We start from the raw sequence: 12,356 nt of genomic DNA, 5'->3' as shown, positions 1-12,356 counted from the left end.
CCGCCTTTCCCGACTCCCTCATGCGAGGAAATCGCCTATCCGGTATTAGCCCACGTTTCCGTGAGTTATCCCGGTCTTAAGGGCAGGTTACCTACGTATTACTCACCCGTCCGCCGCTAAGCATCAGGAGTGCAAGCACTCCATCCGCTCCGCTCGACTTGCATGTATTAGGCACGCCGCCAGCGTTCGTCCTGAGCCAGGATCAAACTCTCCATAAAAGTCAAGTTTGACTTGCTCATGTATTGCTGACGAGGTCATTTGACCTCTTGCACAAACATCACTCGTTGTTCAGTTTTCAAAGAACAATCCGGCAACCAACTTCATCAGTAAGTTGCTTTCTTTTCTTCACCGCCGTTCAGCGGCGACTTTTATAATATATCATACTCTCGAACCGAATGCAACACTTTTTTTAAAAGTTTTTTTCGATTCATGTTCTCACCTTATCTATCATGCGCTATCACACATAAAACGACAGGGGAACGAAAAATAATTTATCATATTTCCGCTGTTCAGTCAACACTTTCTTCGGCTTTTGTCTGGTGCGGCCGGATGCTTCCCGGTCCTGCCGGCCAAGCCTCCGCTGCTCGGACCGGCATCACGGTCACATGGGAACGATCCGGTGATTGCGGGCGTATTTCGACAAGTCCTTCGGCGACGCAATGCGCGCATACATGCGGAACACGGTGCGGTACCGGCGGCAAATCGCCTGGCGCACCTCCGAATCCAATCGATTATCGCTCAGATCGAAGAGCATCTCATCCAATTCCTTGCGAAGCATATATCCCAATTCTCTGCATTCATTATCATTAAAAAGGAAACCCAACATCGCAACAAACCTCCCTCACCGACAGTTCAACGCTTATCCTGAAGCAGTTACTAGCAGCGGCCCTTTCCTCCAATGGCATATCATTCCCGAGAAGCCAAAGGATGCCGCTTTACTGTTATGCTCAAATTTGCGAAGTTTTATCACAAGTCGATGTGAACTCCCGCTGCAGATGGATGTCCCCTTTCCTTCCCGTCATCCGATGTTACGGAGACATCAGTCTGAACGTAACGGTGCTCTCGATAAGCGCCGCGATCAACAAGACAACCGTCACCCATACCGCTCCCGCTCCCGTCCGTTTGGCCCATGCCATGAGAGAAATGTTAGCCCGGCGAGACCTTGATCCGAACAGCTTCTGCATCACGAGCACGCCGAACTTCATTCCGTAAGCCGCAGCGATAAGGATGGCCGGAATCTCCAATATCCCGTGCGGAAGCAGCCCCTTGACCACGTTCTCCGTAATGTTCTGCCCCATCAGCTCCATCATGCGCAGGAGAAAACCGATGACCATCCCGTTGACCACAAGGAAGAAAGCAGGAAGCAGCCCGAACAGAATCCCGGCAAACATGATGATGACCGCTTTGATCGCATTGTTGTAAAAGATGAATACGAAAAACGACAGCTCCTGATTCTCCGACTTCATCAGCTGTTCCTTCACCTGTCCGAGGCCGGCCAACTGTCCGGTCACGAAGTCCTGCAACCCTTCAAGCCGGTTCCCGAGCGCATAACCCACCGCGAACAGCAGCACGGAGGCAACCAAATACCAGCGCAATTCGGCCAACGTCTTCCGCCATGAACGTAATGACAACATAAGTTCTACCCTTTCCCGCTCCGCGCCGGACGTCTGCAGCCGTTTCAATTCGGGCTGCCGCCCGCAAGAGCTGTCATATTTTAATACCCCAAGCATACAGTGTACTAAACAAGCGTGACAAGCTTGCAGCTTATGATTCGTATCCTATTCATCGTAACGAGAGGAGCGCACTTGCATGAGTTCTTTTTACGTATTCAGCGGCAAAAAAATCAAACGCGTCTTTTTCCTCATTGCTGCCGCACTGCTGGCCGCCGGAGTGGTGTATGTGGAAAGCGACAACATTACCGTCTTCTCCGAATCGAACCCTTCCGCTATTTACAGTGTGCCGACCGACAAAAAAGTCATTGCCCTTACCTTCGATATTAGCTGGGGCGATAAACGGGCCGAGCCGATCCTTGATATACTAAAGGAAAAAGGCGTGAACAAAGCGACGTTCTTCCTGTCCTCTCCATGGAGCAAAACGCATCCCGATATTGTGAAAAAAATGGTGAGCGCCGGCTATGAAATCGGAAGTCACGGCCATAAGCACGTCAACTACAGCAGCCTGAGCGATGAGGAGATCCGCCAGCAAATTACGACTGCCCACCAACTTCTTAAGGAGGTTACCGGCCAGGATGCCAAGCTGATCCGCATGCCGAACGGCGATTTCGACAAGCGAGTGCTCCGGATCGCGGATAACCTGAACTATAAGGTGATTCAATGGGACACCGATTCTTTGGATTGGAAAAACCCGGGCGTCGATACGATCGTCAAGCGCGTCGTCGGCAAAGCCCACCCTGGAGATATCGTCTTGCTCCATGCCAGCGATTCCTGCAAGCAGACCCATCTTGCCCTCCCTGCCATCATCGACAGTCTGCGGGCCAAAGGATATGAATTCGTCACCGTGTCGGAGCTGATTGAGCAGACCGACCTGAAAAGCAAGCCAATCGAGGACAAGACGACGATGAGCGAGCACCTTCATAAAGCTGTTGGAATGTAGCATATGCACCTTTGCCTTCCCGCATGAAAAAAAGCTGGCGGATTTACGTCAGCTTTTTGGTGTTCCCAATATCCGGTTCAGCATGAGCACCTGATAGGCATTGCATGCCGCCAGCGGCAGATAGACGTACCAGGTGGCAATCCCGCTAATATTCAAGGCGGACAGCGTCTCCACCGTCGTAATGGCGATCATGAAGAATAAGGTAGGAATGAATGCGGTCCGGTTGGTGGCCTTGACTTTAAAATAACCGACGATCAAGGCGACTGCGAGCACGGCCAGGCCAAGCAAAATATCGTTCATCGCGTCTCCGCCCCGCTGCGATCCATTATCCGCAAGCAGCATGCGCAGGAACATCAAATCCAGCAGAGCAATGACGGTGAGCGCCACTTGTATGTACGGCCATGTTTTTTTGAACAGTCCGATGGCAATGAAATTCAGCGTGAGATACGCGAAAAATCCCATCTGTGAGTATACGCTTACGGTAAAGCCGCTCAAAATCAATTGCACGACATTCAATACCCCGTCCATCGGGCCATTGAAATTTTGGAACTCTCCCTGAATGATTTGCAGGGACAGACCCATCACTAATGTGATTCCGCCTCCAATAAGGAGCGTGGTCCAAAATAGGTAAAACCATTTTTTCAACGTCAAGGCGCTGCACCTCCGCAATGTTCATTATTTTACCAAGGTTCTCAGCAAAAAACTATAACTGTCAAACATAATTCACAATTCGTCCTGCCATACTACGCGTGAAGGTATGAATGGGACAGAAAGGAGTGCCGTGCCATGAAGACATCATTCATCCGTCTCGCGATGGTTGGCGCCATTATGATGCTGCTTCTTGCCAGCTGCGGAGCCGAACAGCCCGCTGCCCAGAGCACCATGGATTATAAAGAACTAAAAAGCATGGTTATCGATATTCTCAAAAGCGAAGAAGGCCAAAAAGCGGTGCAATCGGCGTCGTCCGGAGGATCTGGCGGTGGCGGCGGCATGCAGATGCAGGCGTTGACGATGCAGCAGCAGGAGCAGATTCGTACCGCAGTGAAGGATACCCTCGTTTCTCCCGAGTATGAGAAGGTGATCGAGGAGGTAATGAAGGATCCCAAATTCGCCGGAGAATTCGCCAAAGCCGTCAATAAAGAAAATAAGGAGCTCCATAAATCGCTCATTAAAGATCCGACATACCAGCAATCGTTCGGCGAAATGCTGAAATCTCCCGATATGACGAAGGCTTACCTTGATATGATGAAGACCCCGGAATATCGCAAGCAGATGATGACCCTTGTCAAGGATGCCATGGGCAGCCCGCTGTTCAAGCTTGAAGTCATGGAATTATTAAGCAAAGTCGTCAAGGAAGAGCTTCAACCGGAAGAAAAGGGGAAGAAAAAGCAGGAAGGCGGCAAGGGCGGTCAAGAAGGAGGCGGCGGCGGAAAAGAAGAGGGGGGCGGCGAATCCGGCGGCGGCGGCTCCAGTTCATAGGACTCCCCGGTTCACTGGTCTCCCCTCCCCGGTATATGGCAAAGGACTCCGCACGGGAGTCCTTTTGTGTATAGCCATGTTGCCGTTCAGGACAGACGCCGAACGACTTCTTCGGCCAGCTCCGTATACAGCTTGCCGATAGGCGAATCCGCCTTGTATACCGAAGGCGAGAAATCCGGCTCCGCCGGGTGGTTGTCTGGCGAACCGAGCGGGATCTGAGCCAGCAGATCGGCGTGAAGCGCTTCCGCCAGCTTGCCGCCGCCTCCGCGGCCGAATACGTACTGCTTGTCTCCGCATTTCCCGCACTCGACGTAAGCCATATTTTCAACGACACCCAGGATGTCATGCTTCGTATGGAGCGCCATCGAACCGGCCCGGGCTGCGACGAAGGCAGCCGTCGAATGAGGCGTCGTGACGATAATCTCCTTGCTGTGAGGAATCATCTGGTGAATGTCCAGCGCGATATCTCCTGTTCCCGGAGGGAGATCCAGCAGCACGATATCGAGCTCGCCCCACTCCACTTCCTGGAAGAAATTGCGGAGCATTTTGCCCAGCATCGGCCCGCGCCATACAACCGGACTATTGTCTTCCACGAAAAACCCCATCGACATCACTTTGACGCCGAACCGTTCGATCGGGATCACCATGTTGTCCTGCACGATCGGGCGATCTTCAATCCCCATCATGTCGGGGACGCTGAAGCCGTAAATATCGGCATCGATAAGCCCGACCCGCTTGCCCAGCCGGGCCAGGGCAGCGGCCAGATTGACGGTGACGGTCGATTTGCCGACGCCGCCCTTGCCGCTGGCGACAGCGATGAATTCGACGCCCGAAGCCGGATCCAACAGCGGATGCCGCTCCATCCCGGCTCCATGCCCTGCCGGCTCCGGGCCTCGTGCCGGCGCATCTTCGGCAGGCTGCAGGCCGATGGCTTGCAGCTCCGCGGCTGTCGCCAGGCGGATGCGGACATGGACATCATCCAGACCGAGCGGCGACAAGCGGGTCTTAATCTCGCGAGCAAGCCGCTCGCGCGCTTCCGCGTCGGCGGCCTGAGGAGCGATCAGGGCGGTCAGCTTCACTTCTCCCGGCTTGATCATCAGATCGCGAATCCATTGAATATGAGTCAAATCCTGGCCTGTCACGGGCTCCGTTAATCCATGCAGCGCTTGCAAAATCTCTTCTTTCGTGATCATGATGGCACCTCGTCTCTATCAAGGTCAGCAGGCGGACATGCTGCTTCGTTACATAGCCTATTATATCATAGGAACACTATTTACCAATGTTTTCCCCTGCCATAAAGCGGAGTATTCCTTTGTAGACCGAGGCAGCCACCTTGCGCTGATATTGTTCGTCGGCCAGCCTGCGGGATTCTTCCAGATTCGAGAGGAATCCCACCTCGACGAGCGCCGACGGAATCTCGACGTGATCCATCAGGTACAGGCGCCGATCCACCGGCTTGGCCACCCGATCCGTATTTTCGAGATTGCGCCGGATCTCCGACTGAATCCATTTGGCCAAGCGCTCGCTCTCCGGATGCCGCTTCGTATAGAACGATTGGGCGCCGCTCCACTTGCCTGACGGAATGCTGTTCATATGCAGACTAATCAGAATATCCGCTTTCTTTTCCTGAACGAAGCTGACGCGCCGTTTCAAATCCTCCGCTTTGCGCTTCGCATACCCTTTGGTGTCCGGGGCCGCTAGATCGTAGTCCCCTTCCCGGGTCATAAAGACAAGCGCTCCCGCCTGCTGCAAGTAATCGCGTAAATATAAGGCAATAGAGAGATTGATATCTTTCTCAATCACTCCATGCTTGCTGACCGCACCGCCATCCGGACCTCCATGGCCCGCATCAATGACGACGACCTTGCCGGATAACGGTATCGTCCAATAGGTCCATGTCTTCGTGGCCGGCATCTCGGCCGTCATAATGGCGATGACGGCCAGCACAAGGCAGAGGCTGACGAGCCATTTACGCACGCTGTGCAGCGAGATCCACAGAATCGACGTTTTTTTGCTTCGCTTCTCAGGCCATTTGATCATACAAAAAGTCCACCTCCGTTCCCATACAGACACTAATCATCTATATGGGACAAGGTGGACAAATATACATTGATTTAAAGCTCGCCACAGCAAGATGGAGGGATCGGGCCTATGCCTTCACCTGGGCGGTCTCCGACATGCCTTCAATGAGAATCCGGGCCACTTCCGGCCTCGAAAATTCAGGCGGAGGGCAAATGCCGTTCCGCAGCATCTCGCGCACCTTCGTCCCGGACAAGGCGACATGCCGTTCCTTCGGATGCGGACACGTCTTGCTGGACGCCATATTGCCGCAAGCGGTGCAATAGAAGCTGTGCTCGAAGAAGAGCGGCATGATGCCGAGCTCTTCCGGTTGGAATTCGCGGAAAATATGCTGAGCGTCATAAGTGCCGTAATAATCGCCTACGCCGGCATGATCGCGGCCGACGATAAAGTGGGTGCAGCCGTAATTTTTGCGGACAATAGCGTGGAAAATCGCTTCTCTCGGGCCCGCGTACCGCATCGCGGCCGGAAATACCCCGAGAAAGACCCGGTCTGCCGGATAATAATGCTCCAGCAGACTGATATAACTGCGCATGCGAACATCCGCAGGCACATCGTCCGACTTCGTCTCGCCGACGAGCGGATTGAGGAACAGCGCGTCGACAATCTCCATCGCGCTCTTCTGGATGTACTCATGAGCCCGGTGAACCGGATTGCGGGTCTGGAAGCCGACCACGGTCCGCCAGCCGCGTTCCCGGAAAATCTGTCTCGTCTCGGCGGGATCAAAATAATACTCGCTAAAGCGCTCCGGCTTTAGTCTGCGCAGCAAGCGAATGCTTCCGCCGACACAGAACGCCGGGCGCTCCAGCAGCTTTTGGACGCCCGGATGAGCGGTATCGGTCGTGCGGAACACCTGTTCCGCCTCATGATACGGATCGATCTCGAAGATGCTCTGCACCTCGATCGTTCCGTACAATACGCCATCCTCCTCGCCGATCAGGGCGGCTTCTTCTCCGATACGAAGAGCGGTTGCGGTCTCCGCCTGGACCGGGAGCGTTATCGGAAGGCTCCATACGGTGCCGTCCGCAAGCCGCATCCGTTCCACCACATGGCGGTAATCTTCTTCGTTCATGAAGCCCTGTAAGGGAGAAAATGCCCCTATCGCAATGAGATCGGCATCGGACAGCGTTCGCCGATTGATTCGAATGGCCGGCAGCCCCTTCGCATCCTGCTCACATCGGTCCGCCTCCGCTTCCGGGACGAGCCTGGAGATGAGTTGTCCGCCATGCGGTAAGATCGTAGTCATTATTCGTTCTCCCTTCGCTATTTACTGGTGAAGCCCGCATTCCACCTTGCCGGTTCCGGACCAGCGCCCGGCCCGCGGCTCTTCTCCAGGGTGTACCTGTCGCGTGCAATGGCTGCAGCCGATGCTGGGATAGTTCAAATCATGCAGCGGATTGTAAATGACGTCATGCGAGCGAATGTAGTTCCATACATCTTGGGAGGTCCATGCGGCAAGCGGATTGAACTTCATAAGACCGAACTTCGTATCATACTCGACCTTCTTGGCGTTCGCCCGGGTCGGCGCCTGATCGCGGCGAATTCCGGTAATCCAGGCATCGTATTGACCGAGAATGCCGGTGAGGGGCTCGACTTTGCGTATATTGCAGCATTGATTCGGCTCTCGTTCCCAGAGCGCCTCCCCGTGCAGCTCGGCCTGCTCTTCGGGCGAGAGCGCGGGGGCGACGCGGACGAACTCCAGATTGTAGCGCTCGCTCAGCCGATCGCGCGTCTCATAGGTCTCCCGGAAATGAAAATCGGTATCCAAATAAAATATATCGGTTGACGGACTGATGCGCTGCAGCATATCAACCAGCACAACGTCCTCCGCACCGAAGCTGCACGCAAAGGTCAACTTGGGAAATGCCCCAACCACCCAGGCAATGACTTCTTCCGGTGCGGCATGCTCGAATTCCTCTGCCTTTTCCCGTGCCAGCGCTTCCTTTTCCAACAGATTCATTGTGTTCCCCCTCCACTACTGAATTATTCCGAGTTTTTCAATATGTTTTGTTTATTTAATTATAAGTGTTTTCCTATCTTTGTCAATTTATTTTTCCGTATTGTCTCGCTGTGTATCGTTTCGATGTTACAGCATATACCGGGACAATGTCCCAGGTGAATGTTCGCGGACAACAAAAAATCGGGCCTGCTGTTCAAGCCCGATCGAGGATGTTGAATTCGGTTACGCAACAAGATTTGGGCTCTCTCGCTAGTCCCGTATCGCTTCATCCATGGGGAACGGCTCTCCGGACCATGCCTTGCATGCGGTCCAAGCTTCCTCCCCTTGCCAGAATGAATGATCGGGAGAGAGACCAAGCGGCAGCAATACCGTTGAGCATAAGTAAAGGCTGCCCGTAGATATGTAGGCTTCCCCGATACCGGGCTGATGGCCGCAGAAGCCAATGGTCAGCCACCCGTCCGCGGTGAAGGTTCCATCCGCCTCCAGCATGCGCCTCATGACCGCCGTCAACCCGCAGCGGACCTGAGCCGGCGACAAGGAGGAAGGCAATTGATCCAGCCAGGCGAGCTGCGCCAACAAGTGGAATACGCCGCACCGGTAGGCAAGCGATCGGCCGAGAGGCGGGAAGGTCCCTTCCGGCGAGATGAAGCGCTCCAGTTGCCCGGCATGCCGCTTGGCCCGCTGCCATACCGCGGCCTTCATTTTTTCCCAGTCCGGGTAGCGATGGCCGACCGCGGTCAACACATCCACCATCATCGGCTGGATGACGAAGCTGTTGTAATAGTCGGCATGGTAGTCCGGACCGTCTCCATAGGCGCCGTCGCCCGCATACCACGAATCGTGCTGCTTCAAGGCGTAATCGATGCGCATCGCATCCCAATCGGGTTCCCCCGCTTGGTGCAGGAACGCCTCGATGATCGCAGCGAACAGCAGCCAATTGTTATAATGCGACCGGATGCGCCGCGTTTCCCGCAGCGCGGAAATGACCTGCCGGCGGACCCTGTCGCTCAGCGGCAGCCACAATGCTTCCGGCGCTCTCAACAGCCCTTGCGCCAGAAATGCCGCATCTACAAGCGGCTGATACCCTTCGCTGAAGTTCAGCCGGTCCGGCGAATCCGGCGCGGTGGCCGCATCGATCGCCTCCATATACCATCCCTGCATTCGCTCTCGCAGAGCTGCCTCCTCCGAGGCACCGCCCGTCAGCGCCAGCCAGGGCGCAATGCCGGCCATCAAGCGGCCGAAGGCCTCCAGACCGGCGTACAGGCCGCGTCCGTCTCCGCCGCTCTCCAGCGGCATGTCTCGCCGCAAGCGCCGTTCCGCAAGCGCCTTCAACACCGGAGTCGCCAATCTCTCAAGCGAATGCAGCCAATAGGTCCGATCCCGATCGCCCGGATTCGTGTCAAGGCCGCTCACGCCGCTCGTCTCCCTTTTCCAGGAACAAGTCTTGCTTATTGGGAGCAAGTGCCGCTCCGCCGTCTCTTGTGAAGCCATCGCCATTCCTCCCGTATGAACGATTGCCAGACTCAATTGAGAACTGCTGCGTAGTCTCATTATAACGGATGCACCGGTCGGGAGACATATCAAAACCCCCCGTTTCGCCGTGCGGAAAGAGGGGTTGACTGTATGCCCAAAAGAATGGTTGGTGACGAACGCTTCAAGAGCCCTCCAGAACAAATGAAAAGCCCCTGACCAGCAAGGGCCAAGGGCGATAATCGTTGATATAACAGGCTTCTTAACGCTTCGAGAACTGAGGCGCGCGGCGAGCCGCTTTGAGGCCGTATATTTTACGTTCATAAATGTCTGCTTACGATAAGTTCAGATAACCCTATATTAATAGGAAGTTTTTAATTTTGCATCCGACAACTTCGGATACTTTCAGGTACGAATATGGTCAAAATATGGTCACGAGAGGAAGGGTTCTATATGACGCTTGATGAACTAAAGGGTGTAATGAATAACGAGGATGTCTGCCGTCTCGAAATAAAACTGCAACAAGGCGAGATTCTAAAATCAATCATAACAAAGTCGGAGCATTTTTTATGCTTTTGAGTTTTTAGTCGAAACGAAATACGGCAGAATGATCATTGCAGGATACTACGGCCCCTATGGTCTCACCTATATGTGTGACGCCAGCATCGGACACATTGAAACGCTACTCGATTGGGCGAAATTATAAAAAGGGAGGGCGTGGTACCGCCCCATGATGTATGCTGGATGTAACATCATATAAAGGATGAAAGAGGATGGAAATACCACGAATCAAGCGACGCGGAGATCGCTGGTACTTTGATTATAATATCGGAGAAGGGAAGAACAGACGGGTAAGGCGGGAAAGCTTCCTAATGATAAAGCCTTGGAGTAATCCGGGGCTTTATTTATTGCATAATAAAACCTTCCTGTTGTAAGGATCAGGGTGCATGGATGTCGAATTTATCCATAAACATAAATTCATTGGGGTGACTGTCTATGGATCTGGTACTTCGTTTCTTTGCGTTATTACTGGCTGCCGGCGGCCTTTTCATGGGCTACAAAGCCGGAACCGCCTTCGAAAGCCTCACTGATAAATTTCAATGGGAGCTTGCTATTGGGTGGTGGGCAGCTGGCTTGGCTGGAGGTGCCCTATTTTTTGCTCTTGAGGTCATATTAGACCGGCTTGACCAAATCAAAAAATTGCAACTCGATAATCAGAGCAGAATCGAAAAAATTGAGACGAATATCGAAGCTAGAGCACAAAGAACCCCGGATCGCTCCGGGGTTCTTCTTATTAATGCTAGTAAGAGCCTCGGAACTACTCCCGGGGCTCATTAGTTTCTGTCTGGCTTTCCAACCCTTCCCGTTCGATTTTCTCTTCGATGGCCTCCATGATGAAGGCGTTCCTGCTCTTACCGCTCTTCGCAGCAGCCGCATCGATTCTTTCGCGGTCTCCCTTCCGGCCCCACAATTTAATTTGATCATAGTTTGCCGAATTGTATTTATCCTTTGCTCTGGTCGCAGCCTTACCTTTCTTCTCCATAGCTTCACCCCTTTTCTGAATAATAACACAAAAAATATACTGTCACCAGTATAAAAACACTTGATTTATATAGTGGTACCAGTATATAATGAAGTATAGAAAGGCGGTGTGCACATGGCTAAAAAGAAAAAACAGACTCGGCCGCCGCAACCGCCACCACAGCAAAAAGACGACCGAGTCAAGGTTCGCGAATGGGTCCTGCTTCTCACGGCTCTGGCCCAACTCGCAACCGCCGTCATTTCCCTACTCCGTTAGGAGGGGGAACTACTCGCCCCTTCGGGGGCGGGTAGTGGCTCGGTCGTCAAGATATATCAATGATAGCGACAAGGTGCGCCGGCTGAAAAGCTTGCTGGCCGCTTCGTCGCAATCATTACAAATTTAGCGAGGGGCTGCGGCCCCTCAAACGTGCAGGGAGGTATATTCATGGAATTGTGGAGCAATCAAGCATGTTTCGGGTATGCGATTATGGCAGCAGAAATGGCTGGAATGTCGAAGGAAGACATCCTGAAGCTGACAAAGAAAATGCATCGCGTCCATGATGAAGTGTCTGTAGAGGAAGCGGCCAAGCACTATCGAGAGTCGGAATATTGATAGAATGGGCCCCGGATTACCGGGGCTCATCTTTTTCCGAATGCGTCGTACACGGGACGCCCGCATCTGAGACAGGTATACACTCCTCCGATCCATTTACCCTTCATGTTAGCCATGCACTGGCATAATGCCGGATCTTTCGGCTTCGTTACCGCCGGCTCTGTACGCTGTAATTCCTCTCGCCAGTCCTTCATTCCGATCACCTCGAACACATATTCGAGATCAGTATATACGAATGCACGTTCGTGATGCAACAAAAAAAGGAGCCCCACCAAAATCAAAACCACCCGTCCAACGGGTGGTTTGCACTTGGGGTATAACCCCCTGTTGCCAAACTGCGCCTAAAGACGCTAGCCTGACAATTAAATTGTTCAGGCTCAGTGTAACTTGTCACTTTCACTTACCAGTTAAACTGGTTTACTTCTTCTTGCTACTGTTTCTGTTGAACGGATCTTCATACTCTTTCACACTCAGTTTATCAACTGCTTGGTCATGTGCTTCCTGTTCACGTATATATTTTGCGACAGTTGCTTCGTTTAAGCCTACTGTGCTGACGTAGTAGCCCTCCGCCCAAAATTTCCGATTGCCATATTTATACTTCAGGCTGGCATGCTTCTCGAA

At 53.2% G+C, this 12,356-nt stretch carries 14 protein-coding genes and 1 rRNA gene; 4 read left to right on the top strand and 11 right to left on the bottom strand.

From position 1 onward, the window contains the following. From ABD76_RS09020 to ABD76_RS09010, 3 genes are all read right to left on the bottom strand, one after another. Positions 1 to 218: ribosomal RNA gene (locus ABD76_RS09020) — 16S ribosomal RNA — on the bottom strand; the annotation flags it as partial. 383 nt (positions 219 to 601) lie between these two features. Continuing rightward, the gene (locus ABD76_RS09015) at positions 602 to 826 is read right to left on the bottom strand and encodes a hypothetical protein (protein ID WP_197256157.1); all 225 of its coding nucleotides are present in this window, start codon (positions 824 to 826) and stop codon (positions 602 to 604) included. 202 nt (positions 827 to 1,028) lie between these two features. After that, positions 1,029 to 1,634, bottom strand: coding sequence for a stage II sporulation protein M (locus ABD76_RS09010; protein ID WP_197256155.1), 606 nt, complete (start codon positions 1,632 to 1,634; stop codon positions 1,029 to 1,031). Positions 1,635 to 1,809: 175 nt separating this feature from the next. Here ABD76_RS09010 and pdaB point away from each other — a divergent pair, with 175 nt between their 5' ends. Next, positions 1,810 to 2,613: a polysaccharide deacetylase family sporulation protein PdaB gene (gene pdaB, locus ABD76_RS09005; protein WP_197256153.1), complete on the top strand. Its 804-nt coding sequence runs from the start codon at positions 1,810 to 1,812 to the stop codon at positions 2,611 to 2,613. Between the two features lie 48 nt (positions 2,614 to 2,661). Here pdaB and ABD76_RS09000 read toward each other — a convergent pair whose 3' ends face one another. Continuing rightward, the gene (locus ABD76_RS09000; protein WP_275100799.1) at positions 2,662 to 3,258 is read right to left on the bottom strand and encodes a KinB-signaling pathway activation protein; all 597 of its coding nucleotides are present in this window, start codon (positions 3,256 to 3,258) and stop codon (positions 2,662 to 2,664) included. A 141-nt stretch (positions 3,259 to 3,399) separates the two neighbouring features. Between ABD76_RS09000 and gerD the strand changes: the two genes are divergently transcribed. Continuing rightward, a complete protein-coding gene (gene gerD / locus ABD76_RS08995; RefSeq protein ID WP_197256149.1) occupies positions 3,400 to 4,092 on the top strand; it encodes a spore germination lipoprotein GerD in 693 nt (230 codons plus the stop codon). 86 nt (positions 4,093 to 4,178) lie between these two features. Here gerD and ABD76_RS08990 read toward each other — a convergent pair whose 3' ends face one another. From ABD76_RS08990 to ABD76_RS08970, 5 genes are all read right to left on the bottom strand, one after another. Then, positions 4,179 to 5,285, bottom strand: coding sequence for an Mrp/NBP35 family ATP-binding protein (locus tag ABD76_RS08990; protein ID WP_197256147.1), 1,107 nt, complete (start codon positions 5,283 to 5,285; stop codon positions 4,179 to 4,181). 76 nt (positions 5,286 to 5,361) lie between these two features. Further along, entirely contained in the window at positions 5,362 to 6,132 is a 771-nt protein-coding gene (gene cwlD, locus ABD76_RS08985; protein ID WP_197256145.1) for an N-acetylmuramoyl-L-alanine amidase CwlD, read from the bottom strand. A 109-nt stretch (positions 6,133 to 6,241) separates the two neighbouring features. After that, the gene (gene sat / locus ABD76_RS08980) at positions 6,242 to 7,417 is read right to left on the bottom strand and encodes a sulfate adenylyltransferase (protein WP_197256143.1); all 1,176 of its coding nucleotides are present in this window, start codon (positions 7,415 to 7,417) and stop codon (positions 6,242 to 6,244) included. A gap of 21 nt (positions 7,418 to 7,438) precedes the next feature. Further along, a complete protein-coding gene (locus ABD76_RS08975; protein ID WP_197256141.1) occupies positions 7,439 to 8,131 on the bottom strand; it encodes a phosphoadenylyl-sulfate reductase in 693 nt (230 codons plus the stop codon). Between the two features lie 249 nt (positions 8,132 to 8,380). Further along, positions 8,381 to 9,622: a DUF2264 domain-containing protein gene (locus ABD76_RS08970; RefSeq protein WP_197256140.1), complete on the bottom strand. Its 1,242-nt coding sequence runs from the start codon at positions 9,620 to 9,622 to the stop codon at positions 8,381 to 8,383. Positions 9,623 to 10,597: 975 nt separating this feature from the next. Here ABD76_RS08970 and ABD76_RS08965 point away from each other — a divergent pair. Beyond that, positions 10,598 to 10,939 (top strand): hypothetical protein, encoded by a 342-nt coding sequence (locus ABD76_RS08965; protein WP_197256138.1) that lies wholly within the window; start codon positions 10,598 to 10,600, stop codon positions 10,937 to 10,939. On the opposite strand, the gene ABD76_RS08960 is transcribed toward ABD76_RS08965, so the two are convergent. Continuing rightward, positions 10,920 to 11,144, bottom strand: a complete 225-nt coding sequence (locus ABD76_RS08960) for a ribbon-helix-helix protein, CopG family (protein ID WP_197256136.1) — start codon at positions 11,142 to 11,144, stop codon at positions 10,920 to 10,922. The two genes, ABD76_RS08965 and ABD76_RS08960, sit on opposite strands and share 20 nt — an antisense overlap. 423 nt (positions 11,145 to 11,567) lie before the next feature. Here ABD76_RS08960 and ABD76_RS08955 point away from each other — a divergent pair, with 423 nt between their 5' ends. Further along, the gene (locus ABD76_RS08955) at positions 11,568 to 11,735 is read left to right on the top strand and encodes a hypothetical protein (protein ID WP_197256134.1); all 168 of its coding nucleotides are present in this window, start codon (positions 11,568 to 11,570) and stop codon (positions 11,733 to 11,735) included. A 417-nt stretch (positions 11,736 to 12,152) separates the two neighbouring features. Here the strand turns inward: ABD76_RS08955 and ABD76_RS08950 are convergent. Further along, on the bottom strand, positions 12,153 to 12,356 hold a 204-nt coding region (locus ABD76_RS08950; protein ID WP_197254502.1), incomplete at its 5' end, for a transposase.

Source organism: Paenibacillus dendritiformis (genome assembly GCF_015845845.1).
GTDB lineage: Bacteria > Bacillota > Bacilli > Paenibacillales > Paenibacillaceae > Paenibacillus_B > Paenibacillus_B dendritiformis_C.
The sequence above is the reverse complement of the archived record's forward strand: the minus strand, read 5'-3'. Positions and strand labels throughout refer to the sequence as shown.

Bases quoted from the DNA above. Each gene is read 5' to 3' on its own strand.
- ABD76_RS09015 (WP_197256157.1), bottom strand. From the start codon at position 826: ATGTTGGGTTTCCTTTTTAATGATAATGAATGCAGAGAATTGGGATAT.
- ABD76_RS09010 (WP_197256155.1), bottom strand. From the start codon at position 1,634: ATGTTGTCATTACGTTCATGGCGGAAGACGTTGGCCGAATTGCGCTGG.
- pdaB (WP_197256153.1), top strand. From the start codon at position 1,810: ATGAGTTCTTTTTACGTATTCAGCGGCAAAAAAATCAAACGCGTCTTT.
- gerD (WP_197256149.1), top strand. From the start codon at position 3,400: ATGAAGACATCATTCATCCGTCTCGCGATGGTTGGCGCCATTATGATG.
- ABD76_RS08990 (WP_197256147.1), bottom strand. From the start codon at position 5,285: ATGATCACGAAAGAAGAGATTTTGCAAGCGCTGCATGGATTAACGGAG.
- cwlD (WP_197256145.1), bottom strand. From the start codon at position 6,132: ATGATCAAATGGCCTGAGAAGCGAAGCAAAAAAACGTCGATTCTGTGG.
- sat (WP_197256143.1), bottom strand. From the start codon at position 7,417: ATGACTACGATCTTACCGCATGGCGGACAACTCATCTCCAGGCTCGTC.
- ABD76_RS08975 (WP_197256141.1), bottom strand. From the start codon at position 8,131: ATGAATCTGTTGGAAAAGGAAGCGCTGGCACGGGAAAAGGCAGAGGAA.
- ABD76_RS08970 (WP_197256140.1), bottom strand. From the start codon at position 9,622: ATGGCTTCACAAGAGACGGCGGAGCGGCACTTGCTCCCAATAAGCAAG.
- ABD76_RS08965 (WP_197256138.1), top strand. From the start codon at position 10,598: ATGGATCTGGTACTTCGTTTCTTTGCGTTATTACTGGCTGCCGGCGGC.
- ABD76_RS08960 (WP_197256136.1), bottom strand. From the start codon at position 11,144: ATGGAGAAGAAAGGTAAGGCTGCGACCAGAGCAAAGGATAAATACAAT.
- ABD76_RS08955 (WP_197256134.1), top strand. From the start codon at position 11,568: ATGGAATTGTGGAGCAATCAAGCATGTTTCGGGTATGCGATTATGGCA.